Consider the following 23,395-nt stretch of genomic DNA (forward strand, 5'->3'; position numbering starts at 1 on the left):
CATGATCGCGTTTCAGGACGTGCATAAGTATTACAGCGATTACCATGCCTTGCGCGGTATCACCGCGACGATCAAAGCGGGGGAGTTCTTTTCGCTACTGGGGCCGTCGGGCTGTGGCAAGACCACGCTGTTGCGTACAATCGCGGGGTTTGAGGGGATTTCCGCGGGCGCTGTGATGATCGACGGCAAGAATATGGCGGGGGTGCCTGCGAACCAGCGGCCGACGAATATGGTGTTCCAGTCCTATGCAATTTTTCCCCATTTGACGGTGGGGGAAAACGTGGGCTTTGGTCTGCGCCGTGCGGGGCTGGCCAAGGCCGAACTGGCAGCAAAGGTCGATGAGGCGCTGGCGATGGTGGGCCTCAAGGGCTACGGCGCGCGGGCGGCGCATGCGCTTTCGGGCGGGCAGCGGCAGCGTGTCGCCTTGGCGCGGGCCTTGATCTTGAAACCAAAGGTTTTGCTGTTGGATGAGCCCCTGTCGGCGCTGGACAAAAAGATGCGCGAACAAATGCAGGTGGAATTGATCCGCCTACAACGACAGGTGGGTATTACGTTCATTCTGGTCACCCATGATCAGGAAGAGGCGCTGGTGATGTCGGACCGGATCGCCGTGATGTTTGAGGGGGAGATCGCGCAGCTTGCCGATCCCGAAACCCTTTATCGCCGCCCCAATTCGCGGCGTGTAGCCGAATTTATCGGCACGATGAACTTCCTTCCCGCGCAGGTGATCAGCGAGGCAGGCGGCAAGATCGAGGTGGAGGCCAAAGGCTTTGGTCGTGCCACATTGGATGCCGAACAAGCCCCCGGCGCAAGTTCGGGTGAAGGGCCTGCTGTGGGGTTCCGCCCCGAGACCCTGACCATCCTCTTTGAGGGGCAGACCGCCACCGACCGCGAGACCACAGCCACAATTGAAGAGGTCGTCTATTTCGGGGATATGACCTATTACGATGTGCGGCTGGAGGGGACCGATAAGGCGGTGCGGATTTCGATGCGCAATGTGTTCGGTCGGCCGGTATTGGATATCGGTGCGCGGACGCGGGTGGCGTGGTCCCCGGGCGCGCTGGTTCTGTTCCGCTAACTATCGGGGGGCAAAAGCCCCAACCCGCGCAGGTAAATCCCGATGCCCGCCTCCAGCATATCCTCGGGCGGGTAGGGGCTTTGGGCGCCCGGCGCCCCGCGGGCAAAGAGTTCCACCACACCGTGGCTAAGCGCCCAGATATGCGCCGAGACCATCGATACAGGCGGGCGCTTCTCCTTGGGGAGTTGATGCGACAACTGACGCGCGGCGGCTTCCTGAACGGCCCAGGCCTTGGCGGCAACCGTGGCCAGCTCGGGGTGGGCGTTCAGCGTCAGCCCGCTTTCGAACATCGCCTGATAATGGCCGGGATATTTGCGCGCAAAGGCAAGATAGGCGCGGCCCGTTGCCTCAAAGGCCGCCAGGGCGCTGGGGCGGCCGTTGTCATAGGCAAACTCCATCAGGGCGGCGAATATCTCATAGCCTTGGCGCGCAGCCTCGGCGATAAGATCATCGCGGCCGGCAAAATGGCGGTAAACGGCGGCTGGGGTGACGCCTGCGCGTTTCGCCGCCTCTGACAGCGTAAATCCTTGCGGGCCTTTCTCGGTGATCAGCGCCAACGCCGCCTCGACCAAGGCCTGTCGCAGATTGCCGTGATGATAGCCGCGCTTAGACATCAAGCATGGCGGGTGTGCCGCAAATCTGGGGGTCGGGCGTGCCGATCAGATCAAGGTCTTTTCCCTCATAATCCACGGCATGCAGCAAGGTCTGGATCGCCGCAATCCGCGCGCGCTTCTTGTCGTCGGACCGGATCACCGTCCAAGGAGCATGGTCGGTGTGGCTACGGGCCAACGTCTCACTAATTGCGGCGGAATAGGCATCCCATTTGCGCAGACCCTCGACATCCACCCATGAAAGTTTCCATTGCTTTAGCGGATCATTTTCCCGCGCCAGAAACCGGCGAAGCTGCTCTGCCTGCCCGACATTGAGCCAGATTTTGACCAGCACAATACCTTCTTCCACCAGCATTTCCTCAAAACTTGGAAGCTGGGCAAAGAAATGCTCGCGTTGTTTATCGGTACAAAAGCCAAAGACATGCTCTACCACGCCGCGATTGTACCAAGAGCGGTCAAACATCATCATCTCACCGGCGGCGGGCATCCAGTCGACATAACGCTGGAAATACCATTGCGTCGCCTCCCGGTCCGAGGGTTTGGATAGCGCCACAACCGAGGCCATGCGCGGGTTGAGGTTTTCACGCGTCACATCAATCGTGCCGCCCTTGCCTGCCGCATCGCGCCCCTCGTAGACCACGACCACACGTTTTCCACTGGTCTTGATGCTTGCCTGCATCCGTACCAACTGGCGTTGCAATCTCTCCATTTCGCGGGCGTAGGCCTTGCGCTTCAATTCACGCGGATAGGGATATGAGGCCGCCAGAATATCGTCCTTATCCGCCTTTTCAATAGCTTTGCGAATATCTTTCGGGGCCTCCTCGGCCAGAAACTTGCTGATTGCGCCGTCGAAAGGCAGATCCATTGCAGGGGCTCCATGCGGGTTAGGTAAGCTGGGCTGCGCTGATCAACGCAACCAGAGGCTACTTGCCAATTTCACTTATATCATAAGGCGTTGACTGGTATATCTCGTTGATCCAGTTGCCATACAAAAGGTGGGCATGGCTGCGCCAGCGGTTCAGGGGCTTCATCGCCGGATTGTCGTTGGGGTAATAGTTTATAGGCACGTTGATCGGTGTGCCATTGGCAATGTCACGGTCATATTCCTGTTTCAGCGTGTCGCTGTCATATTCAAAATGGTTGAAAATATAAAGCGCGCGATGGCCCGGATCCTCAACCAGACATGGGCCGGATTGATCCGATCCCAAAAGGGTGCGCAGACCGGGGGCGGCGTCAATCTCGGCCTGGCGCATTTCAGTCCAGCGTGAAACCGGGATCACGCAATCATCCGAAAAACCGCGCAAGAAAGGTGAGGTCGGATCAAGATTGCTGTGACGGAAGCAGCCAAAGGCCTTGGCGGGCAGGATGTGCTTTTTCACACCGTGAAAATGGTTGATCATCGCCATCCCCCCCCAGCAAACGCCAAAGGTGGAATGCACATTGGTCTGGGTCCAGTCCATAACCTCGCGCAGCTCATCCCAATAGGTGACCTCGTCGAAGGGAAGGTGTTCAATGGGGGCACCGGTAATGATAAGGCCGTCGTATTTCTCGTCTCGGACCTCCTCAAAGGGGCGATAAAATGCCTCCATATGTTCGGCAGCGGTGTTTTTGGCCTGATGTTCGGACATACGGATCAGGTGCAGGTCGATCTGCAACGGCGTGGCCCCGATCAGCCGCGCAAACTGGTTCTCGGTCTGGATCTTTTTCGGCATCAGGTTCAGAAGCGCGATGCGCAGCGGGCGGATATCCTGACTTTGCGCACGATCAGGGGAAATCACCATGACGCCTTCTTTGGTCAAGACATCAAAGGCAGGGAGATCTTGGGGCAGGGTGATGGGCATATGGAACGCTCCGGTGATTCAGGTCGTTTTGCGGTCAAGGGCGGTGGCGATCAGCGCATCGAAATCAGCGGCGGATCTAACCGAGGCCACCTCATCCGCTGTAACGGTGATACCCCAATCCGCCATCGCGCGGTAGCGGGGGCGGCGGTGATCAAGCAGACGTGCAAAGCCGTAACGCAAAAAAGCGTCAGGATTTACGCGGTCCTCGGCCAGGTTTTGCTCGGCCAGATGATCGTGCCAGACCCGCAACAGGAAATCTGGTTGATAATACATCGGCTTTGGCGCGCGGTCAAAACGTGCGATCAGCGCGTCGCGATGCGCATCCGTCCCCTCGATCCAGACCAAAAGAAGGTTGCGCGACAGGACCTTAAGGATAGGGTCGTCGGGATTTGCCGGATCGACAACCTCGCAGATGGACCCGCCGCTGTCACAAACGAAATTATTATAACCGTAAAGATCACGGGCGCGGTGGATGAAACGCTCTGTGTCCAGCAGTGCCGCTTTTTCGGCCTCTTGGTGTTGCCGCTGGCGGAGACAATATTCGTCAAACTTCACGCCACCAAGTGCGGGGTCGCCCGGCTTGCCCAGATAGGTCGACAAGGGGGCAAGGTTTTCAAAGCTGATGTTTGAAAGGATATGGATGCTGTCCGACAGCAACAGCTCACGCAGCAGCGGGACATCCATCGCGGCACGTTTGAGGTTGTCGGCGATATATTCCCCCATGTATCGGGTGCCGATCCGGTAATCGACCGAATAGTGGAACCAGCCGGCCTCGTCACGCAACATGTTGGAAAGATAGGTTTTTCCAAGGCCCGACATGCCAAAAAGAAGCACCTTCTTGGCGCTGTCCTGCATCCAGTCTTGTGACGATTGATAGATCATCCGAGCCTCCGAAATATATCTTGCGGGGATGTGATAGCGCGGGGCGTGACGAAGTTCACGCGAAAACTGTGTGTTGCCGAAATGTGGCTTGGCAGCGCTGCTATGGGGACCTAATCTCGCGCGATGGTTGTTCCTTTTATCTTGCTGGCCTTGTCCGTCGCCGTGATGGTCTTGACGTGGAATTTTCCCGACGTCTTTTTGCTGGCTTTACTTTCGGCTGTGGCAGCTATGGTTTTGCTGCTGCTTGCATGGCGCAAGCCGCGGGAGGCGCCGCGCAAATGGGCAGTGATTGACGGCTCCAATGTGATGTATTGGCAGGGCGGTGTGCCCAAGATCGAAGCCGTGAAAGCGGTGGTGGAATATCTGACCGCAAGGGGGTACGCGCCGAGTGTGATGTTTGATGCCAACGCGGGATATCTGTTGGCGGATCACTATATGCATGACGGCGCTCTGGCGCGGCAACTTGGTCTTCCGGTCAGCCATGTGATGGTTGTGCCCAAAGGGGTGCAGGCCGATCCCTATATTCTGGCCGCCGCGCGCGATAAGGCCGCGCCGGTTGTGAGCAATGACCGCTTTCGCGATTGGGCCGGGGATTATCCCGAGGTCACGCAGCCAGAGCATTGTATCCGTGGCAATTTTCGTGATGGAGTGCCCTGGCTGAACCTGCCGTTGACGTGCAATGGATCAAAGCCCCACAGTATGGCGGGGCTTTGATCATGCAAACGCGGGACTAGAACCGGTAGCCAACCGATACACCAAGACCAACGGCCTCGTTGCCCGCAAAGCGTGTGCCTGACGCATCCACCGCATCCCCCAGCTTTACATATTCAAGACCCGCTGTGATTTTCATGTTCTCATGGGTATAAGAGCCGCCGACGCCAATACTGCGCAAGCCGTTGATCGGGGAGAGCCGCGATGATGCGCCGCTATTCGATTTCTCATATCCGGCACGAATAAAGGCCGAAAACTGATCGTTGATCCTGCGCCCCACCCCCAATTGGAAGCTGGTGACATTATCGGCAAAGTCCGTGATATTGGCACTGGTCAACGCGTCATAGCCTGTCGGCCGCACTTCCCAAACGCTCCATTTCGCATAGCGGATAGAGCCGAAAACCAAAGTATCCTTGGCAACGCCGGTTTGGAAATCCAGTGTCAGGCTTTCGGGCAAGTCGATATTGGTGATATCGGTGCGCGCGATGCCGGGGATGATGCTGGTCTCGGTGGTTCTGAACTTATGGCTGATACCCGACTCGTAAGTCAGGGCAACCCGTAGCGCGATTTCCGGCTTTTCATATGCTGCGCCAATGATATAGCCCAAGCGCGTATCCGCAGGTCCAAAGGCTGAATACTCCAACCCCGTTCCACCGGTGGCCGTCAAAATGGCACCGGCGGTTGCACCAGCGGCGACTTGTTCAGGCGTTGCACCCGGTGCGGCACCCACCGCCTGCGCGCGCACCAGCCCCCCCGCAATCAATGAATTGGGGATATCAATCGTCGCCTGAGAGCGCACAGCCTTCAGGCCGCCATAGACAGATATATTCGGGCTTGTTTTGTATTTGAACAGAACCGCAGCCTGCCGACTTTTCCACTCTGCCTCAAGTCCGCTATAGAGCCCGCTGTCATAGCTTGACAGCGCACCATAGGGGGTATTGACGAACACGCCATAAGCCAGCTTGTCGTTAATATCGTGTTTGAAGCTGAAAGAAAGCGTTGTGTAGTCCTTTGCCATGCTGCCGGTCGTTGTGCCAAATGCCGGGTTGCTATAGTTGCCGGAGACACTGGGCGAAACACGGGATGCGCCAAATTCCAGATAAGTCCCGGTTTCAAACAATGTCCCATAAGCAAGACGTGAACGCTCAATCCCGGCTGCGTGGACGGCGGATGCAGAAAGGGCCACAGCCCCCAAGGCGATCGCAATTTTTTTCATGGCAGTTCCTCCCCCGAACCAGTCCTGAATATGTAAGATGCATTTGCTGAATGAATTGTTAACGGCCAAACGTTTTTGGTCAAACTCTTACGTTGCGTTATGAATTTGTTTCAGGGGGCTGTGGCACGGATACACGTTTTACGGTGGTTTTGCTTGACCTTAGGTTGATCGTGATGCCGGTCAGGATAAAAGCGGCCCCAAGGATCACAGGCAATCCCACGGTTTCGCCATATAGCAGCCAGCCGACGGTAAAGGCCAGTGGCAGGCGCAGGAAATCCATCGGGATAATGACGCTTGCAGGTGCCAGTGACAGGGCGGTGGTCAGGCAAAAATGCGCGACCAGACCGCACAGGCCGATCAGGGCAAGGATGGGCAGCGTTTGCGCGGTCGGCAATGTGACCGCGCCGTCATAGCCTGCCATGACCATTCCCATGACAAGCTGCATCCCGGTCAGCCAGAACATGATGGAGGTGATTGTCTCATGGCGGGTCAGGGCTTTGGTGGCGATATTGGTTGCGGCAAAGCAAATTGCCGCCGCTGCGGCAGCGGCGATGCCGGGATTGAACGCCGAAAAATCGGGCCGCGCGACGATCATCGTTCCGGTGAGACCAAGGGCCGCCGCCGCCAGTTTCTTGCGTGTCAGCGTTTCCCCCAGAAATATCGGAGCAAGAAGGATCAACCAGATGGGGGCCGTGAACTCCAACGCGAACACCTGCCCCAAGGGGATCATGGTCAGCGCCCAGAACCACAGGTTTTGCCCGCTGAAATGCATGACGTTGCGCAAGATATGGCGCGGCAGACGGGTGATGCGTACCTCATGCATACGGCGGGTGGCAAGAGCGATGGTCGTGACAATGACAAAGCCCACTAATGACCGCAGGGTCATAATTTCAAAGGTGTCATGGGTGGCTGACACATGCCGTCCGGCGACCGCCATTGCAACAAATGCAGCGATAGAGCCGATCATCCATAAGGCAGCAGCAAGGGGGCGGTTGTGTTCAGTCATAACAGCCTTCATGGCCCGCGGCAGGGGGTTTGTCCATGGGGGCTGACTTTGTGCCGGGGCGACTAGCCTCGACGCCCGCCTCTGCGCCCGCCACGCCCCCCGGCGGCCCCGACAGAGGCGGAGGCCTCGGCAAAGCTCATTCCGCCATCGACGGCTTCAATGACCTTGGCAAAGCGTATCCACTCACCACCATTGGCGTCGTGGTTCATCAGGAAGTTGGCGGCGCGGATGGCCTCCATCTCTTGCAAGCGGACGGGGTTCATGATCGCCGAGGTCATGCCCGCCGCGATCGCCATTGGAAGAAAGGCGGCGTTGATGCCGTGGCGCTGTGGCAGGCCAAAGGAGATATTGGAGGCGCCGCAAGTGGTGTTGACGCCCAGCTCCGCGCGCAGGCGACGCACCAAGGCAAACACCTGCTGGCCCGCGCTGCCCATTGCGCCCACAGGCATGACTAAGGGGTCGACCACAATATCATGCGCGGGAATGCCGAAATCAGCGGCGCGTTCCACGATCTTTTTGGCAACGGCAAAGCGGACATCGGGATCTTCGGAAATGCCGGTATCATCATTGGAAATCGCCACAACCGGCACATTGTATTTCTTGACCAACGGCAGAACCAGCTCCAGCCGGTCCTCCTCCCCGGTGACGGAATTTAGCAAGGGACGACCCTCGGCGGCCTTCAGCCCGGCCTCCAACGCGCCGGGAACAGAGCTGTCGATGCACAAGGGGGCATCGGTCACGGCTTGTATGCGGGTGATCAGCTCATGCATCAAGGGCGGCTCGACAAAGTTGTTATCGGCATAGCGCGGATCTTCGGCCATTTTGTTGGTGAAAACCGCACCGGAATTGACATCAAGCACCGTGGCACCGCAGGCGACCTGCTCCAATGCGTCGCGCAGAACAGTCTCGAAGTTACCGGCCTCCAGCTCGGCGGCAAGCTTTTTGCGGCCCGTCGGGTTGATCCGCTCGCCGATCACGCAAAAGGGTTCGTCAAAACCGATGATGGCCGTTTTTGTCTTTGATTCAATAACAGTACGGGTCATAGTTAAATCAATTCCTTAAGAGTGAGAGGCGGGTTGAGCGGCGCGTCCGCCATGTTCGATGGCCCAAGCGGCATTGGTCTTAATGCCGCCAAGCGGGAAGAAATGCACCGACTGGATGCCGAACTCGGGGTGGCGCGCCTTATGGGCGGCCAGCTCGGTCACGAATTCGGTGGGCGCATAGGGCAGCAGCAGTTTCGTCACATTCATAGCCCGTTTTTGCAATACCTTGAGCGACGGGCCGACGCCACAGGCGATGGCGAATTTGATCAGGGTTTGCAGCTTGGCTGGCCCCGCTACGCCGATGTGGATCGGGATATCGATCCCCTCGGCGGCCAGCCGGTCCGCCCATTTGATCACGGGTGCGGCCTCAAAACAAAACTGGGTCGCCAATGCCATCTTTGCATCCGAACGCTCGCCATAGGCTTGTTTCCATCGCAGGGCCTCCATCACCACGCGGTCGCCGCCATCGGGATCGATGTCGCGGTTGCCCTCGGGGTGGCCAGCGAAATGCAGGCGTTCGAACCCGTCAAACAGCCCGCTTTCCAACAGCTGCATAGAGTTGTCGAAGTCACCCGCCGGCGTGCTGACGCCGCCGCCCAGCAAGAGCGCCTGTTTCACATCCGCCTCACCCTGATAGCGCGCAATCCAATCCGCCAATGTGGCGCGGTTAGGGATGATACGGGCCGGGAAATGCGGCATCACCTCAAAGCCCTCTTGGCGGAGGCGCTTGGCGGTTGTGACCATATCGCCAATCGGCGTGCCCTCGATATGCGCGATATAGACGCGGGTCTTTTGCGGCAGAAGCGTGCGGAAATCCTCAACCTTCTCGGCGGTGCGGGGCATCACCTCGATAGAGTAATCCTGCAAGAAACCCTCCAACAGCGCGGCGGTAGTCTTGATGGTCTCGGGTTTGAAGAAAAGCGCCACGACTGTCTCCCATATTGTTTTTGTCACGAGGGTTTTTTTGTTCAGGTCCAGCCTGCGTTCTCGATGAGTTGCTTCAGGCGATCCTTGTCATATTCGGCCTCAATGCGGCTGGCCTCGGTTGCGGCGATATCGGCGGGGGTGCCGTCCATCGGGTAGGGGTCGGCCTTGCGCCATTCGGCAAGATAGAGATCTGCATCCTTGGCGCCGATCTTCATCGCGCAGCGGTCGATGGCCTGTTCGAACCGTTCCGGCAGGGGCATTTTGGCGGCAGAGCGCCCTTTGCCAACGATGACCTGCGCCGGAATATCGCGCCAATAAACGATCGTCACCTCTGGCATTTTGCGATTCTCCCCGGTTGCCTCTCTTTCTTTGTAACGGCTGTCTTTTGTACTCATTGACGTTTTTCGACATCGCAGCAGCATAGAACGACCTGACGGGCTTCATATTTGCGGGCCAGCAGAATCTGCGCGCAATAATGTGAGGCAGGCTGTTGCTTGGGTGCTTGCACGAGGCGCACGGCAGGCGTACCATGAGCCCAACCACGAATGGAGGGCGCGATATGACGCCCGAGCGTCCCCGGGAGGAGGACGCGATCCCAGAGCAGATGCGCGTAAATGGCACCGCAAATGTGATGGTCGAACCGTCTGCCTCCCCCCATCTCGGGTCGGGTCAGCTTTATGCTGCACTTGATCTGGGAACAAATAGTTGCCGGATGCTGATTGCCCGACCGCGGGGCAGCCAGTTTCAGGTCGTGGACAGCTTTTCCAAGGCTGTTCAACTTGGCACGGGGCTAGAAGCCACGGGCCGGATGTCGCGTGGCTCCATCAACCGCACGGTTCAGGCGCTTCGGATTTGCCAGAAAAAGCTGGAAAAACACAAGATCAAGCGTATGCGTCTGGTCGCGACCGAGGCCTGTCGTCGGGCCAAGAACTCGCGTGATTTCCTGCGGCAGGTGCGGCGCGAAACCGGCATGCATCTGGAGATCATCACCCCCGAGGAAGAGGCGCGACTGGCGGTGATTTCCTGCGCGCCCTTGGTGAGCGGTAAGACCGAACAGCTTTTGGTGGTCGATATCGGTGGCGGTTCGACCGAACTGGTCTGGATCGATATGACCGGCGTGGACCCGCTGGACCGGCCGCGCGCGATCATGCGGCTTCATGCCGGGTTTACGCCCAAGGGTTTGGGGCAGGCGCGGGTTGTGGACTGGATCTCGGTGCCGCTTGGCGTGGCCACCCTCAAAGAGCAATTCGCCGATGTAGAAGATGACGCCGCCCGATTTGCCCTGATGAGCTGGTTTTTTGAGGAAAACCTCTCCAGTTTTTCGCCCTATAACCTTGAAAACGGGCGCGAGGGCTTTCAGGTGATCGGGACCAGTGGCACCGTGACAACGGTGGCGGCTTCGTTTCTGGGGCTTAGACGCTATGACCGGACCAAGGTGGACGGGTTGCGTATGTCGTCGGATCAGATAGATACGGTTATCCGCGAATATCTGGCCCTCGGGCCGGAGGGGCGGCGAACAGACCCCCGGATCGGGCGCGACAGGCATAGTTTGATCATGTCGGGGGCGGCGATTTTACAGGCCCTGATGCGGGTTTGGCCCACGGACCAGCTATCGGTCGCGGATAGGGGCCTGCGCGAAGGTCTCCTTTATGCCCAGATGAGCGCGGATGGCGTGCTGACGGATGGGCCTTATGAATAGTGGTGCGAGATTATGACCGAGAAAAAGACATCAGGCCGGGGCCAGCGCGATTTGCGCGTTCGGGTGAAAACCGCCAAGGGGCGCAAGCTTTCCTCGACCTTGTGGCTGGAGCGGCAGTTGAACGACCCCTATGTCGTGCGCGCCAAGAAGGAAGGCTTTCGCGGTCGCGCGGCCTATAAGATTGCCGAGCTGGATGAGAAATACCGTTTCCTCGTGCCTGGCGCGCGGGTGGTTGACCTTGGCTGTGCACCCGGCGGCTGGTGCCAGATCGCGGTAGAGCGGGTAAATGCGCTGGGGCAGAACCCCAAAAAGCCGGTGGGCACGGTTCTGGGCGTTGATCTGCAAGAGGTGGAGCCGATCTCGGGCGCGCAGATCCATCAGCTTGATTTCCTGTCGGATGAGGCGGACGCCTTGGTCAAGGGCTGGCTGGGCGGTAAGGCCGATGTGGTGATGTCGGATATGGCGGCCTCGGCCTCGGGGCATAAATCGACCGATCACTTGCGGATTATTGCATTGGTTGAGGCGGCGCTGGAGTTTGCCTTTGACGTGTTGGATGATGACGGCACCTTTGTTGCCAAGGTTTTGGCCGGCGGGGCCGAGATCGGGATGCAGAACCTGTTGAAGAAGAACTTCAAGAAGGTGGCCAATGTAAAGCCCCCCGCAAGCCGTGCCGACAGTTCCGAGAAATTCGTGGTGGCGACAGGGTTTCGCGGCCGTCAGCTGCGCGAAGTCGAGGAATAGTTAGTGCTGTTTCGGGCTTTCGGGGCGGGGCGCGCGGGGTTTATAGACTGGCAGCCCCCAATTAAAGGCTATTCCGGCGGCGCGTAACACGAAGGTCACGCTGCCACAGGCCAGCAAGGCCAGCCCCGAAGCATAGCCCAATTGCGCTACAAGCACCGCCGCCCCCGCACCGGCAAAGGCAGCGGTGGCATAGACCTCCCCCTGTTTCAGGACTAGCGGCACCTCGTTACACACAACATCGCGCATCAACCCGCCAAAACATCCCGTGGCCACCCCCATTACCATGATGACAGCCCAATGTTGCCCCAGGCCCATTGCCACGCCCACACCCGCAGGCACGGCAATCGCCAGCGCAAAGGCATCCAGCCAGATCAGCGCGCGGTAACGGCTTTCCAAAAGATGCGCGCCAAAGAACACTACGATCGCGGCGGCAACGGCGGCCAGCAGTATCTTTGGCTCTGTGACCCAAAAAACCGCGTCCCGGTTCAGCAAGATATCGCGGATCGTGCCGCCGCCGACCGCCGTCAGGCAGGCGACAAAGATGAAACCTACGATATCAAGCTGGCTGCGTGAGGCCACCAATGCCCCGGTCAGGGCAAAAACCGCCACCGAGGCATAATCCAGCGCGCCAAGCAGGGTCATTTCTTGGCCTCGGGCTTGAAGGGGGCCATTCCGGCGCGGGCCAATTCATCTGCGCGCTCATTCTCGGCGTGGCCCGCGTGGCCCTTGATCCAACGCCATTCAACGGTATGCCGCTGACGCGCCTCATCCAGCCTTTGCCAAAGGTCGACGTTTTTGACCGCCGATCCCGCCGCCGTGCGCCAGTTCTTGCGTTTCCAGCCCGCCAGCCATTCGGTGATGCCGTTTTTGACATAGGCGCTATCAGTGACAAGGATGATTTCAGAGGGGCGGGCCAAGGCCTCTAGTGCCGAAATCGCGGCCATCAACTCCATCCGGTTGTTGGTCGTGTCGGGCTCGCCGCCATTGAGGGTGCGCTCCTTGAGCACCGCGTCGCCTTCGCGCGCAAGCATCAAAACACCCCAGCCACCGGGGCCGGGATTGCCGGAGCAGGCTCCGTCGGTATAGGCATATAGCTCAGGCATGGGATCTCCTTTGGGTCGGCGCTACCCTTACGCAGGCGCAGGCCAAAGGTCCAGCTTAGGCCTCGCGCAAGATGCGCGGCACTTTGAATTCCACGTTTTCCTGTGCGGTCTCAACCAACTCTACCGACGTGTCATAGCGGGCGCGAAAGGCGTCGAGCACCTCGTTGACCAAGACCTCGGGGGCCGAGGCACCTGCCGTGATGCCGACAGCCCTGATCCCGTCCAGCGCGCGCCAGTCGATATCATCGGCCCGTTGCACCAGCTGCGCATAGGCACAGCCCGCAGCACGCCCGACCTCAACCAGACGTTTGGAATTAGAAGAATTCGGCGCGCCGATGACCAAAAGCGCATCGATCTTGTTGGCGATTGCCTTGACCGCAGCTTGGCGGTTGGTGGTGGCATAGCAGATATCTTCTTTATGCGGGCCCAGAATGGCGGGAAAGCGCGTCTGAAGGGCGGCGACAATGCCCGCGGTGTCATCGACCGAAAGGGTGGTCTGGGTGATATAGGCCAGCCGCTCGGGGTCGCGGACCTGCAAATGGGCGACATCGGACTCGGTTTCGACCAACAGCACTTCGCCTTCGGGCAGTTGCCCCATGGTGCCTATTGTCTCGGGGTGGCCTTCATGGCCGATCATCACCATTTGCAGGCCCTCGGCGGAATGGCGCGCGGCCTCATTATGGACTTTGGTGACCAAGGGGCAGGTGGCATCGACCGCGATCATCGCGCGGGCCTCGGCCGCGGCGGGCACCGATTTCGGCACGCCATGCGCTGAAAAGATCACGGGCCGATCATCGGGGCATTCGGACAGCTCCTCGACAAAGACGGCCCCTTTGGCGCGCAGATCGTCTACCACGAATTTGTTGTGCACGATCTCATGGCGCACGAAAACCGGCGCGCCCCATTTTTGCAAGGCCAGCTCTACGATCTTGATGGCGCGGTCCACACCCGCACAAAACCCGCGCGGCGCGGCCAGATAAAGCGTCAATGGCGGCAAGGTCATGGCCCGATCTCCGTTCATGGTCAGGCCCTACACGTAATGGGCAGGCGGCGGCAGGTCCAGCCCGAGGGGCAAAAAATCCACTAACCGATCAGCCCCGCTGTGATCAGGGCAAGGCCAATATAACGGGTGGTCTTGGCGAGGCCGACCAAGACCAGAAACAGCCAGACCGGCGTGCGCATTACCCCCGCCACCAAGGTCATTACATCGCCCACCGGGAGCCAGCTAAGCAATAACACCCATTTGCCCCAACGCGCGAACCATATCTCCATCCGTGCCATCTGTGCGGGCGTTGCGGGAAACCAGCTTTTGCCCTCAAACCGCGTGATGCCATGCCCGATGTAGTAATTCACCAGGGCGCCCAAAGTATTACCGATGCTGGCGACAATCACCAAGGACACCACCGGCACCTGTCCGGCCACTTGCAGGGCGACGAACACGATCTCGGATTGGAACGGGACAAGGGTGGCGGCAATGAAAGCCGCAGCGAATAACCCCAAGAGAGATGAGAACATAACCATGCACCGCCATTGCCGCAGATGCGGCGAGGGTTCAAAGGCTAAATGCGCGCGGCCGTGGCCCAAAATGAAACGGACACCAGTGGAGGTGCCCGTTTTATCGATCGGCACAAAACGGGTTGGCCTATTTTACCTCTTCGGGAGTGCGACGATCTTCTTCGGCATCGAACCTTGGTTCGCGGGAGGGGCGGCCGATGACGTCGCGCAGATCATCCAGTTCGATGAAGTTGTCGGCCTGGCGGCGCAGCTCATCCGCGATCATCGGCGGGTGGCTGCGGATGGTAGAGACAACGGAAACCCGCACGCCTTGGCGCTGCAAGCTTTCGATCAGAGGCCGGAAATCACCGTCGCCGGAAAAGATCACGGCATGGTCAATATGGGCGGCAAGCTCCATCGCGTTGACAGCCAGCTCTATATCCATATTGCCCTTGATCTTGCGGCGTCCCTGACTGTCGGTGAATTCCTTGGCAACCTTGGTCACCATCGAATAGCCGTTATAGTTCAACCAGTCGACCAGTGGACGGATCGGCGAATATTCATCATTTTCCAGCAAGGCGGTGTAGTAGAATGCGCGCAGCAATTTGCCACGGCGCATGAACTCATGGCGCAGCAATTTATAATCGATATCAAACCCAAGCGCTTTTGATGCCGCGTATAGATTGGATCCATCAATAAAAAGGGCAAGCCTTTCGTCCTTGTAGAACATTGTAATTCCCCTAAAAAAAGCGTGCAGTCAAAGCATTGAACAGCGTCATTATGTGAAAACGAAAGCGGCTGCAATCATGGTTAATATCGGATGGATGCAAGAAATTTCAAGACAACTTGTCATTGGGGGATGAACAAAAAAGTGAATGGACATCGTATTTTAGTGGCCTTGGGCGCTAATCTGCCGGCGGATTGGGGGGGCGTTGCGCGTGTCCCCGCCGATAGCTTGCGTGCAGCGATTGCGGAGCTTGGCACGCTTGGGTTGAAACTGGTTTCGCAAAGCAGGTTTTTCGTGACCCCTTGCTTTCCGGCCGGGGTGGGGCCGGACTATGTGAATGCCGCCGCTGTGTTTGACGTGCCGGCGGGCCAGGCCCCGCAGGAAACCTTGGCCCTGCTGCATAAAGTGGAGGCCGCGCATGGCCGCACGCGTGAGGCCCGTTGGGCGGGGCGGGTGCTTGATCTTGATCTTTTGGCGGTGGGCGATCAGGTTTTGCCCGACCGTACGACCTATGAGCGCTGGCGCGACCTTGCCTTGGCCGATCAACTGCGGATTGCGCCCGTTCAGCTTATCCTGCCGCATCCGCGCATGGCCGAGAGGGCCTTTGTGCTGGTGCCGCTGGCCGAGGTTGCCCCGGACTGGCGTCATCCGGTATCGGGAAAAACCGTAGTGGAGATGCGCAATGCACTGCCTGCCGCCGATCGGGCTGCCGTGAGACCCCTGACAAATGGCGGGTGATTCGCCGTATCATGGGGCGGATGGCCCCCTTTCACACCAATTTGACGCGTTGCAGCGCAATCTGGGCGGAGAAGGCGCTTGTCAAGGGGTTTGCCACGGCTTACATAGGGCGTTCTTAATTCCTTAGCTGAAAGGGTGTCTCCATGGCCCGCGTCACGGTTGAAGATTGCGTAGACAAAGTACCGAACCGGTTTGAGCTGGTGATGCTTGCCGCCCATCGCGCCCGCGAGATCCAGTCGGGATCGCCGCTGACGGTTGATCGCGACAACGACAAGAACCCTGTTGTCTCCTTGCGTGAAATCGCCGAGGAAACGCAAACAGCAGAAAGTTTGCGCGAGCGGATGATCGAAAGCTATCAGACCCAGATCGAGGTCGATGAGCCCGAAGAAGATCAAATGGCTCTGCTGATGGGTGGCGAGGCGGATCGCCCTGCGACCGACGACATGTCCGAAGAGCGGCTCTTGCGCGCTTTGATGGAAGCGCAAGGCGGCAACTGAGGCGAAACAGCCCGATTATAGGATGTGGCAGGAATGATCGACGTCGAAGACCTGGTCGCTCTTGTCCACAACTATAACCCGCGTGCCAACGCCGATCTGATCCGCAGGGCCTATGCCTATGGCCTGCGGGTCCATGAGGGCCAGTTCCGCCATTCGGGGGAACCCTACTTCAGCCATCCGGTCGCGGTTGCCGCGATCCTGACCGAGCAGCAGCTAGACGATGCCACCATCATCACGGCGCTGCTGCACGATACAATCGAAGATACCAAGGCGACCTATAGCGAGGTAGCCGAGTTGTTCGGGGATGAGGTTGCGGAACTGGTCGATGGCGTTACCAAGCTGACCAATCTTCAGCTGTCCTCCACCCAATCCAAACAGGCCGAGAACTTCCGCAAACTTTTCATGGCGATGTCCAAGGATCTTCGGGTGATCCTGGTCAAATTGGCCGACCGTCTGCACAATATGCGCACGATCAAATCCATGCGTCCCGACAAGCAGGCCCAAAAGGCCCGTGAGACCATGGAAATCTTTGCCCCGCTTGCAGGCCGTATGGGGATGCAATGGATGCGCGAGGAATTGGAAGACCTCGGCTTTCGGGTACTGAACCCCGAGGCGCGTAATTCCATCATTCGCCGCTTTATCACCTTGCAACGCGAGGCGGGTGATGTGGTCTATAAGATCACGGCCGATATCCGCACCGAACTTGACCGCGCCGAGATCGAGGCGGATGTTTACGGGCGGGCCAAAAAACCCTATTCCGTCTGGCGCAAGATGCAGGAAAAAGACCTCTCTTTTTCGCGCCTCTCTGACATCTACGGTTTTCGCATCATCACACAGAATGAGGCCGATTGTTACCGTGTGTTGGGGGTGATCCATCAACGCTGGCGCGCGGTTCCGGGGCGGTTTAAGGATTACATCAGCCAGCCAAAAACCAACGGTTATCGCTCCATCCACACCACCGTTTCTGGGCGGGATGGCAAGCGGGTCGAGGTGCAAATCCGCACCCGGCAAATGCACGAGGTGGCAGAGGCCGGCGTCGCCGCGCATTGGTCTTACCGTGAGGGTGTGCGGGCCAATAACCCCTTTGCAGTTGATCCGGCAAAATGGGTTCTCAAACTGACGGAGAACCTTGACGCCGAGGATCACGACGATTTTCTGGAAAACGTGAAGCTGGAAATGTACACCGATCAGGTGTTTTGCTTTTCCCCCAAGGGGGAGGTCATCCAGCTGCCACGCGGGGCGACGCCGCTTGATTATGCCTATGCGATCCATACGCGTATCGGTAACTCCACCGTTTCGGCCAAGGTTGACGGTATCCGCGTACCGCTGTGGACGCGTTTGAAAAACGGACAATCGGTAGAGATTATCACCGCCGAGGGGCAGCAGCCGCAGGCAAGCTGGATCGAGGTGGTGACAACGGGCCGTGCCAAGGCGGCCATCCGCCGGTCCTTGCGCGAAGAGGACCGTGGACGTTTCGTCAAGCTGGGCCGCGAATTGGCCCGCGCCGCCTTTGAGCATGTCGGGCGCAAGGCAACCGACAAGGCGTTGCGCACCGCCGCCAAGATAATGGCACTTGGCGATGAGAGCGACCTTTTGGCGCGCATCGGATCGGCCGAAGTGCCCGCCCGCAAGGTCGTCGCCACCCTTTACCCCGAGTTGGTGCAAGAGAGTGGCGATGAGGTTGACGCCCGCCGCCCGGTGATCGGGCTGAGCGCAGATCAAAGCTTTCAGCGGGGGTCGTGCTGCCAGCCGGTTCCCGGAGAGCGCATCGTAGGCATCACCTACCGCGGCAAGGGCGTAGTGGTCCATGCCATCGATTGTCCCGTTCTGGCCAAGCTGGAAGAAGAGCCTGAACGCTGGGTGGATCTGAACTGGCAACCGGGCCGTCACGCTGCTGTCAATACCGTTAGCCTCGATTTAACGATTTCCAATGATGCTGGTGTCCTGGGGCGTATCTGCACCTTGATTGGACAACAGAAAGCGAATATCTCGGACATGCAATTCGTTGATCGCAAACCGGATTTTTTCAGGTTACTGGTTGACGTCGATGTGCGCGACGTAGAGCATCTGCATATGATCATGACAGCGCTTGAAGCTGAAACAGATGTGGCCGAAGTAGGCCGTAAACGCGATCCCCAGCGTAAGCCCTGATCGGGAAAAGGTAGACAGCAGGGAAATGGTATTCAAGCGGCGTGATAAACGGTCATGGCTAAGACTTGTCATTGAGGCGCTTTGGCCTCGTGGCGGGTGGAACCGTGCCGCGATCTATATGAAGCATCGCCTGCGCCGGTTGCCGGATGCGCCCCACCGGATCGCACGCGGGATTTTCGCGGGCATCGTGATTTCATTCTCGCCGCTGTTTGGTCTGCATTTCGCGGGGGCAGCTTTTTTGGCATGGGTCATGCGCGGCAATATTCTTGCGGCGCTGATGGCAACCTTTGTTGGCAACCCGATCACCTTTCCGTTTATTGCGGCCTTCGGGGTGGAGTTGGGCAATTACCTGTTGGGCCATCCGCGCGTGATGTCGCCGCTGGAAATCTTTGCTGATTTCGGGCGCGCGGGCGCTGAGTTCTGGCACAATGTATCGTCGATCTTTACTGATGATGTCGCCCATTGGGACCGGCTGCACCGCTTTTTCTTTCGGGTCTATCTGCCCTATCTGGTGGGGGGGATTTTGCCGGGGGTGATCGCGGGTATCGTGGGTTACTATATCAGCTTGCCATTGATTATCGCCTATCAGAACCGCCGCAAGAAAAAGCTGCGTGATCTTTTGGAACGGCGTCTGGCCAAGCGGGATGCAGAAATGGCAGAAGGTGGCGAAGAGGTGATTGACCCTTCGTCAGGGGATGACGTTGGGGATTTAAAGCGTTAACCTTTGGTTGAGCATCCGCGCAAGCGGGGCGTTAAAAGGGCGAGTGTAATGACGATTTTGGAACGGTTACGTTTAGGTGTTAATATTGATCATGTTGCGACGGTTCGCAACGCGCGCGGTGGTAGCCTGCCAGAGCCATTGCGTGCCGCCCTTCTGGCCGAGGTTGCGGGCGCTGACGGGATCACCGCGCATCTGCGCGAGGACCGCCGCCACATCCGCGACGCCGACATCGAGGCGCTTGTCGCGGGCCTGTCTGTTCCGCTGAATTTTGAATGTGCAGCTACGCCAGAGATGCAGGCCATCGCCCTGCGCCATAAACCTCATGCTGTCTGCCTCGTTCCCGAAAAACGTGAGGAACGCACCACCGAAGGCGGTCTTGATGTGGTAAAGGATGAGGCGCATCTGGCTGAATTCATTGCTCCTTTGCGGGATGCAGGGTGTCGTGTATCGCTCTTTATCGGCCATGAGGCCGCCCAGATTGAGGCTTCGGCCCGTGTCGGTGCGGCTGTGGTGGAACTCCACACCGGTCATTATTGCGAGTTGGTCGCCGAAGGTGCCGAGGACGAAGCCGCGACAGAGCTTGCCGCCCTGCGCCTAGGCGCCACCCATGCGCATTCATTGGGCTTGGAGGTGCATATGGGGCACGGGCTTGATTTTGAAACCGCCGCCGAGGTCGCGGTATTCCCTGAGGTGGTGGAGCTGAACATCGGACATTTCCTGATCGGTGAGGCGGTGTTTCGTGGTCTTGGCCCCGCGATTGAGGAAATGCGCCGCCGGATTGATCTGGCGCGGGGCGGCTATGATCGTGCCTTGTCGTGAAGGCGTAGCATGATCCTTGGTATCGGCTCTGATCTTGCGAATATCGAACGGATCGAAGGCACGCTTGCGCGTTTTGGCGACCGTTTTCGCAACCGTGTCTTTACGCCCGAGGAGCAACGCAAATCCGAAGGCCGCACCGGCCTTGTGGCGGCAACCTATGCCAAACGCTGGGCCGCCAAAGAGGCATGCTCAAAGGCGCTTGGCACGGGGCTGAGCATGGGGATCTCGTGGAAGGATATGGCCGTTTCCAATATGCGCAGCGGTCAGCCACAGATGCAGCTTACCGGCTGGGCGGCGGCGCGTCTGGCCGCAATGACGCCCGAAGGCTATGATGCGGTGGTCCATGTGACATTGACCGATGATCACCCTTGGGCGCAGGCCTTTGTGGTGATAGAGGCAAGGATGAAACCGCACTCGGGGGCGCTGCCTGCTTGACACGCCCGCCCCTCGCGCGCATGTAGCGCGGCATAGTAGCAAAAGGCAAAGATCGATGGCGAGAAAAGAAAAATCCGACGGCGGCATTGTCGAGACAGTGAAAACCATTGTCTACGCCTTGCTGATTGCAGGGATCTTCCGGACGTTGTTCTTTCAGCCGTTCTGGATTCCGTCGGGCTCCATGAAGGATACTTTGCTGATCGGCGATTTCCTCTTCGTCAATAAAATGGCCTACGGCTATTCCAAATATTCCTGTCCCTTTGCGATGTGCCCTGTCTCGGGCCGTGTGCTGATTTCCGAACCCGAGCGCGGCGATGTGGTGGTGTTCAGCCATCCTGTGAACGGATCCGATTTCATCAAACGTCTGATCGGTTTGCCCGGTGATACCGTGCAACTGCGGGGGGGCAAGGTGATCCTGAACGGGACCGAGCTGCCACAGGTGCCCTCGGGCGAATTTGTCGAAACCTATGACCGTCAGGGCCCGATGGGCAATTTGCCGCGTTGCGAAAATTCTGCCGGTGCTGTGGGTGTGGGGGCCGATTGCACCAAGTCGCGCTATACCGAGACCATGCCGGCCACCGAAACCATGCCGGAAGGCCGCAGCTATGAGGTGTTGAATATCGACACCAACGGCTTTGCCGATAACACCGATGTCTTTACTGTGCCCGAGGGTCATTACTTCTTTATGGGCGATAACCGCGACAATTCCCAAGACAGCCGCTATGGTCAGGCCGTTGGCGGTGTGGGCTTTGTCCCTGCCGAAAACCTGATCGGGCGTGCGGACCGGATCATGTTCTCCTCGGCCGGATCGTCGCTGTTCTATTTCTGGACATGGCGCGCGGACCGCTTTTTCAAGGCGGTTGAGTAATGCTACGATGACTGCTTGCCGAAACCATCCGCGCCCGTTTCTTGAAATTATTGGCCGGGCTTGTCAGGCCGCTGATCGGGGGCGGGCACTATGAAGCTTTCTGCTGATCTCCGCGTATTTGAAGGGCGTTTGGGCCATAGCTTCTGCAACCCCGAGCTTTTGGTCCAATCGGTGACCCATGCGTCGATTTCCTCGGCAACGCGCCCCGATAACCAAAGGCTGGAGTTTCTGGGCGACCGTGTTCTGGGCCTTGTGATGGCCGAGGCCTTGCTGACAGCGGATAAGGCGGCGGCCGAAGGGCTGTTGGCGCCGCGTTTCAATGCGATGGTGCGCAAGGAAACCTGTGCCGATGTCGCCCGTGAAATCGGGCTTGGGGATGTGCTGAAACTGGGCCGGTCCGAGATGATGTCGGGCGGGCGGCGCAAAGAGGCCTTGCTTGGCGATGCTCTGGAGGCGGTCATTGCGGCGGTTTACCTTGATGGTGGGTTTGATGCCGCGCGCGCGTTGATTACCCGTTTGTGGAAGGGCCGGATCGCGACTGTCAAGGAAGATGCCCGTGACCCCAAAACCGCACTTCAGGAATGGGCGCAGGCCCGTGGGATGACACCCCCGAAATACAGCGAACAAGCCCGTTCCGGCCCCGATCACCAGCCAGTGTTCACAGTGGCGGTAAGGCTGGACAATGAGGAAACCGAAACGGCATCTGCCGGAACGAAACGCGCCGCCGAACAGGCCGCAGCCCGGGCGCTTTTGACCCGGTTGGAGCAAGAGACATGACAGAAAAACCCAGCAGCCAGCCCGTCGGCGGTGACGGCAACACCCGTGCGGGTTTCATTGCCCTGATCGGGGAGCCGAACGCAGGGAAATCCACGCTTTTGAACCGTATGGTCGGGTCCAAAGTGTCGATCGTAACGCATAAGGTACAAACCACCCGTGCCCGCATTCGCGGCATCGCGATGGAAGGGGCAGCCCAGCTTGTTTTCGTCGATACCCCGGGTCTTTTCCGCCCGCGCCGCAGGCTTGACCGTGCGATGGTTGCGGCGGCTTGGGGTGGTGCGGCGGATGCCGACCTGATCGTGCTGTTGGTTGAGGCGCATCGCGGGCTGACCGAGGGCACCGCGGCCATCATCGCCTCTATGCGCGACCGGATCCCGCAAGGCCAAAAGGTGGCGCTTGCGATCAACAAGATCGACCGGGTGAAGGCCGAGGTCTTGCTTGCCCTGTCGCAAAAACTCAATGAGGAGTTTCCCTTTGCGGAAACCTTCATGATCTCGGCCGAAAAGGGTTACGGCGTTGACAAGCTGCGCGAATGGCTGGCCTCGGAGTTGCCTTTCGGCCCGTGGTTCTATCCCGAGGATCAGATCGCCGATTTGCCCATGCGGATGATCGCCGCCGAGGTGACCCGCGAAAAGCTGACGCTGCGCCTGCATGAAGAGCTTCCCTATCAGCTAACGGTCGAGACAGAGAAATGGGAGGATCGCAAGGACGGCTCTACCCGTATCGACCAGATCGTCTATGTCGCGCGGGACGGGCATAAGGGCATCGTGCTGGGCAATAAGGGCGAGACGATCAAATCCGTTGGCCAAGCCGCCCGCGTTGACCTGATGGAATTTCTGGGCCGCCCTGTGCATCTGTTCTTGCAGGTCAAGGTGCGTCCGAACTGGCTGGAAGAGCCGGAGCGCTATTCCGAGATGGGGCTGGAGTTCAAGGACGGGAATTGAGCGCCTTGGCGCACAGGGGGCGGCATGGACGCGCGGCTAACGGCTGATTTCTGGGTAAAGGCCTATCTGATGCGTTTGCAACTGGCGGGCATTCCGGCTTTTGTTACCGCGCGGGGGGATGCCTCGGCGGGGGCGGTTCTGGTTAAGCAGGCGCCTTTGGACGGGACCGCCTGTGCCTATCAACGTTCCTTTAATCTGATGAGCGGGCAGCGCGCCTGGGTCGTTCTGGCCCAAGGGCCGGAGCCAGAGGTCGATGCCGCGATTGCCCGTCAGCGCCAGTTTGATCCTGACCTTTGGGTGATTGAGGTTGAGGACCGCATGGGCCGTCATCTGCTGGAACAAGAGGGGCTGGCGGAGTGATGCCAG

General features: G+C 58.8%; 28 protein-coding genes. 14 read left to right on the top strand and 14 right to left on the bottom strand.

Annotation, left to right across the window (positions count from 1 at the left end; translation table 11 throughout):
• Window position 1 precedes the first annotated feature (1 nt).
• On the top strand, window positions 2-1,078 hold the full coding sequence (locus AKU94_RS01500) for an ABC transporter ATP-binding protein (RefSeq protein WP_050525634.1): 1,077 nt from the start codon (window positions 2-4) through the stop codon (window positions 1,076-1,078).
• On the opposite strand, the gene AKU94_RS01505 is transcribed toward AKU94_RS01500, so the two are convergent.
• The 4 genes from AKU94_RS01505 to AKU94_RS01520 are packed head-to-tail and all read right to left on the bottom strand — an operon-like array spanning window position 1,075 to window position 4,412.
• Window positions 1,075-1,692, bottom strand: coding sequence for a TetR/AcrR family transcriptional regulator (locus AKU94_RS01505; RefSeq protein ID WP_050525588.1), 618 nt, complete (start codon window positions 1,690-1,692; stop codon window positions 1,075-1,077). The genes AKU94_RS01500 and AKU94_RS01505 overlap by 4 nt on opposite strands.
• Window positions 1,685-2,554 carry a polyphosphate kinase 2 gene (gene ppk2 / locus AKU94_RS01510; RefSeq protein ID WP_050525589.1) on the bottom strand — a complete coding sequence of 290 codons (870 nt, stop codon included), beginning with the start codon at window positions 2,552-2,554 and terminating at the stop codon, window positions 1,685-1,687. Before ppk2 ends, AKU94_RS01505 begins: the two co-directional genes overlap by 8 nt.
• A 58-nt stretch (window positions 2,555-2,612) precedes the next feature.
• The gene (gene metA, locus AKU94_RS01515) at window positions 2,613-3,530 is read right to left on the bottom strand and encodes a homoserine O-acetyltransferase MetA (protein ID WP_050525590.1); all 918 of its coding nucleotides are present in this window, start codon (window positions 3,528-3,530) and stop codon (window positions 2,613-2,615) included.
• A gap of 18 nt (window positions 3,531-3,548) precedes the next feature.
• Complete coding sequence (locus AKU94_RS01520; protein ID WP_050525591.1) at window positions 3,549-4,412, bottom strand: ATPase; 864 nt, start codon at window positions 4,410-4,412, stop codon at window positions 3,549-3,551.
• A 123-nt stretch (window positions 4,413-4,535) separates the two neighbouring features.
• Here AKU94_RS01520 and AKU94_RS01525 point away from each other — a divergent pair, with 123 nt between their 5' ends.
• Entirely contained in the window at window positions 4,536-5,126 is a 591-nt protein-coding gene (locus AKU94_RS01525; protein WP_050525592.1) for an NYN domain-containing protein, read from the top strand.
• A 16-nt stretch (window positions 5,127-5,142) separates the two neighbouring features.
• Here AKU94_RS01525 and AKU94_RS01530 read toward each other — a convergent pair whose 3' ends face one another.
• From AKU94_RS01530 to AKU94_RS01550, 5 genes are all read right to left on the bottom strand, one after another.
• Entirely contained in the window at window positions 5,143-6,339 is a 1,197-nt protein-coding gene (locus AKU94_RS01530) for an OmpP1/FadL family transporter (protein WP_050525593.1), read from the bottom strand.
• A gap of 97 nt (window positions 6,340-6,436) precedes the next feature.
• Window positions 6,437-7,345 (bottom strand): DMT family transporter, encoded by a 909-nt coding sequence (locus AKU94_RS01535; protein ID WP_050525635.1) that lies wholly within the window; start codon window positions 7,343-7,345, stop codon window positions 6,437-6,439.
• A gap of 62 nt (window positions 7,346-7,407) precedes the next feature.
• Window positions 7,408-8,388 (bottom strand): methyltetrahydrofolate cobalamin methyltransferase, encoded by a 981-nt coding sequence (locus AKU94_RS01540; protein WP_050525594.1) that lies wholly within the window; start codon window positions 8,386-8,388, stop codon window positions 7,408-7,410.
• A gap of 15 nt (window positions 8,389-8,403) precedes the next feature.
• Entirely contained in the window at window positions 8,404-9,315 is a 912-nt protein-coding gene (locus AKU94_RS01545) for a methylenetetrahydrofolate reductase (protein ID WP_050525595.1), read from the bottom strand.
• 41 nt (window positions 9,316-9,356) lie between these two features.
• Window positions 9,357-9,653, bottom strand: a complete 297-nt coding sequence (locus tag AKU94_RS01550) for a virulence factor (protein WP_050525636.1) — start codon at window positions 9,651-9,653, stop codon at window positions 9,357-9,359.
• 221 nt (window positions 9,654-9,874) lie between these two features.
• Between AKU94_RS01550 and AKU94_RS01555 the strand changes: the two genes are divergently transcribed.
• Complete coding sequence (locus AKU94_RS01555; RefSeq protein ID WP_050525596.1) at window positions 9,875-11,014, top strand: Ppx/GppA phosphatase family protein; 1,140 nt, start codon at window positions 9,875-9,877, stop codon at window positions 11,012-11,014.
• A 12-nt stretch (window positions 11,015-11,026) separates the two neighbouring features.
• Window positions 11,027-11,755 (top strand): RlmE family RNA methyltransferase, encoded by a 729-nt coding sequence (locus AKU94_RS01560; protein ID WP_050525597.1) that lies wholly within the window; start codon window positions 11,027-11,029, stop codon window positions 11,753-11,755.
• Here the strand turns inward: AKU94_RS01560 and AKU94_RS01565 are convergent, their stop codons facing one another.
• The 5 genes from AKU94_RS01565 to AKU94_RS01585 form a co-directional block, all read right to left on the bottom strand.
• Window positions 11,756-12,397 carry a trimeric intracellular cation channel family protein gene (locus AKU94_RS01565; protein ID WP_050525598.1) on the bottom strand — a complete coding sequence of 214 codons (642 nt, stop codon included), beginning with the start codon at window positions 12,395-12,397 and terminating at the stop codon, window positions 11,756-11,758.
• Window positions 12,394-12,858, bottom strand: coding sequence for a ribonuclease HI (gene rnhA, locus AKU94_RS01570; protein ID WP_050525599.1), 465 nt, complete (start codon window positions 12,856-12,858; stop codon window positions 12,394-12,396). The genes AKU94_RS01565 and rnhA overlap by 4 nt, the downstream gene beginning before the upstream one ends.
• 55 nt (window positions 12,859-12,913) lie before the next feature.
• Complete coding sequence (gene ispH / locus AKU94_RS01575) at window positions 12,914-13,861, bottom strand: 4-hydroxy-3-methylbut-2-enyl diphosphate reductase (RefSeq protein WP_050525600.1); 948 nt, start codon at window positions 13,859-13,861, stop codon at window positions 12,914-12,916.
• Window positions 13,862-13,941: 80 nt separating this feature from the next.
• Window positions 13,942-14,373, bottom strand: coding sequence for a YqaA family protein (locus tag AKU94_RS01580; RefSeq protein WP_232295644.1), 432 nt, complete (start codon window positions 14,371-14,373; stop codon window positions 13,942-13,944).
• Between the two features lie 127 nt (window positions 14,374-14,500).
• Window positions 14,501-15,082 (bottom strand): LabA-like NYN domain-containing protein, encoded by a 582-nt coding sequence (locus AKU94_RS01585; protein ID WP_050525601.1) that lies wholly within the window; start codon window positions 15,080-15,082, stop codon window positions 14,501-14,503.
• Between the two features lie 141 nt (window positions 15,083-15,223).
• Here AKU94_RS01585 and folK point away from each other — a divergent pair, with 141 nt between their 5' ends.
• The 10 genes from folK to AKU94_RS01635 all read left to right on the top strand — a co-directional run bounded on the left by folK (window position 15,224) and on the right by AKU94_RS01635 (window position 23,389).
• A complete protein-coding gene (gene folK, locus AKU94_RS01590) occupies window positions 15,224-15,817 on the top strand; it encodes a 2-amino-4-hydroxy-6-hydroxymethyldihydropteridine diphosphokinase (protein ID WP_232295645.1) in 594 nt (197 codons plus the stop codon).
• Window positions 15,818-15,960: 143 nt separating this feature from the next.
• Entirely contained in the window at window positions 15,961-16,314 is a 354-nt protein-coding gene (rpoZ, locus tag AKU94_RS01595) for a DNA-directed RNA polymerase subunit omega (protein WP_050525602.1), read from the top strand.
• A gap of 33 nt (window positions 16,315-16,347) precedes the next feature.
• Complete coding sequence (locus AKU94_RS01600) at window positions 16,348-18,465, top strand: RelA/SpoT family protein (protein WP_050525603.1); 2,118 nt, start codon at window positions 16,348-16,350, stop codon at window positions 18,463-18,465.
• Between the two features lie 25 nt (window positions 18,466-18,490).
• Window positions 18,491-19,186, top strand: coding sequence for a DUF2062 domain-containing protein (locus tag AKU94_RS01605; protein ID WP_050525604.1), 696 nt, complete (start codon window positions 18,491-18,493; stop codon window positions 19,184-19,186).
• Between the two features lie 48 nt (window positions 19,187-19,234).
• Window positions 19,235-20,005, top strand: coding sequence for a pyridoxine 5'-phosphate synthase (locus AKU94_RS01610; RefSeq protein WP_050525605.1), 771 nt, complete (start codon window positions 19,235-19,237; stop codon window positions 20,003-20,005).
• A gap of 9 nt (window positions 20,006-20,014) precedes the next feature.
• Complete coding sequence (gene acpS, locus AKU94_RS01615; protein ID WP_050525606.1) at window positions 20,015-20,440, top strand: holo-ACP synthase; 426 nt, start codon at window positions 20,015-20,017, stop codon at window positions 20,438-20,440.
• Between the two features lie 55 nt (window positions 20,441-20,495).
• A complete protein-coding gene (gene lepB / locus AKU94_RS01620; protein ID WP_050525607.1) occupies window positions 20,496-21,308 on the top strand; it encodes a signal peptidase I in 813 nt (270 codons plus the stop codon).
• Window positions 21,309-21,398: 90 nt separating this feature from the next.
• Window positions 21,399-22,085 carry a ribonuclease III gene (gene rnc, locus AKU94_RS01625; RefSeq protein WP_050525608.1) on the top strand — a complete coding sequence of 229 codons (687 nt, stop codon included), beginning with the start codon at window positions 21,399-21,401 and terminating at the stop codon, window positions 22,083-22,085.
• A complete protein-coding gene (gene era, locus AKU94_RS01630; RefSeq protein ID WP_050525609.1) occupies window positions 22,082-23,029 on the top strand; it encodes a GTPase Era in 948 nt (315 codons plus the stop codon). Before rnc ends, era begins: the two co-directional genes overlap by 4 nt.
• A gap of 24 nt (window positions 23,030-23,053) precedes the next feature.
• Complete coding sequence (locus tag AKU94_RS01635) at window positions 23,054-23,389, top strand: DUF1491 family protein (protein WP_050525610.1); 336 nt, start codon at window positions 23,054-23,056, stop codon at window positions 23,387-23,389.
• The last annotated feature ends 6 nt before the right edge of the window (window positions 23,390-23,395 follow it).

Source organism: Pseudorhodobacter aquimaris, assembly GCF_001202025.1.
GTDB lineage: Bacteria > Pseudomonadota > Alphaproteobacteria > Rhodobacterales > Rhodobacteraceae > Pseudorhodobacter > Pseudorhodobacter aquimaris.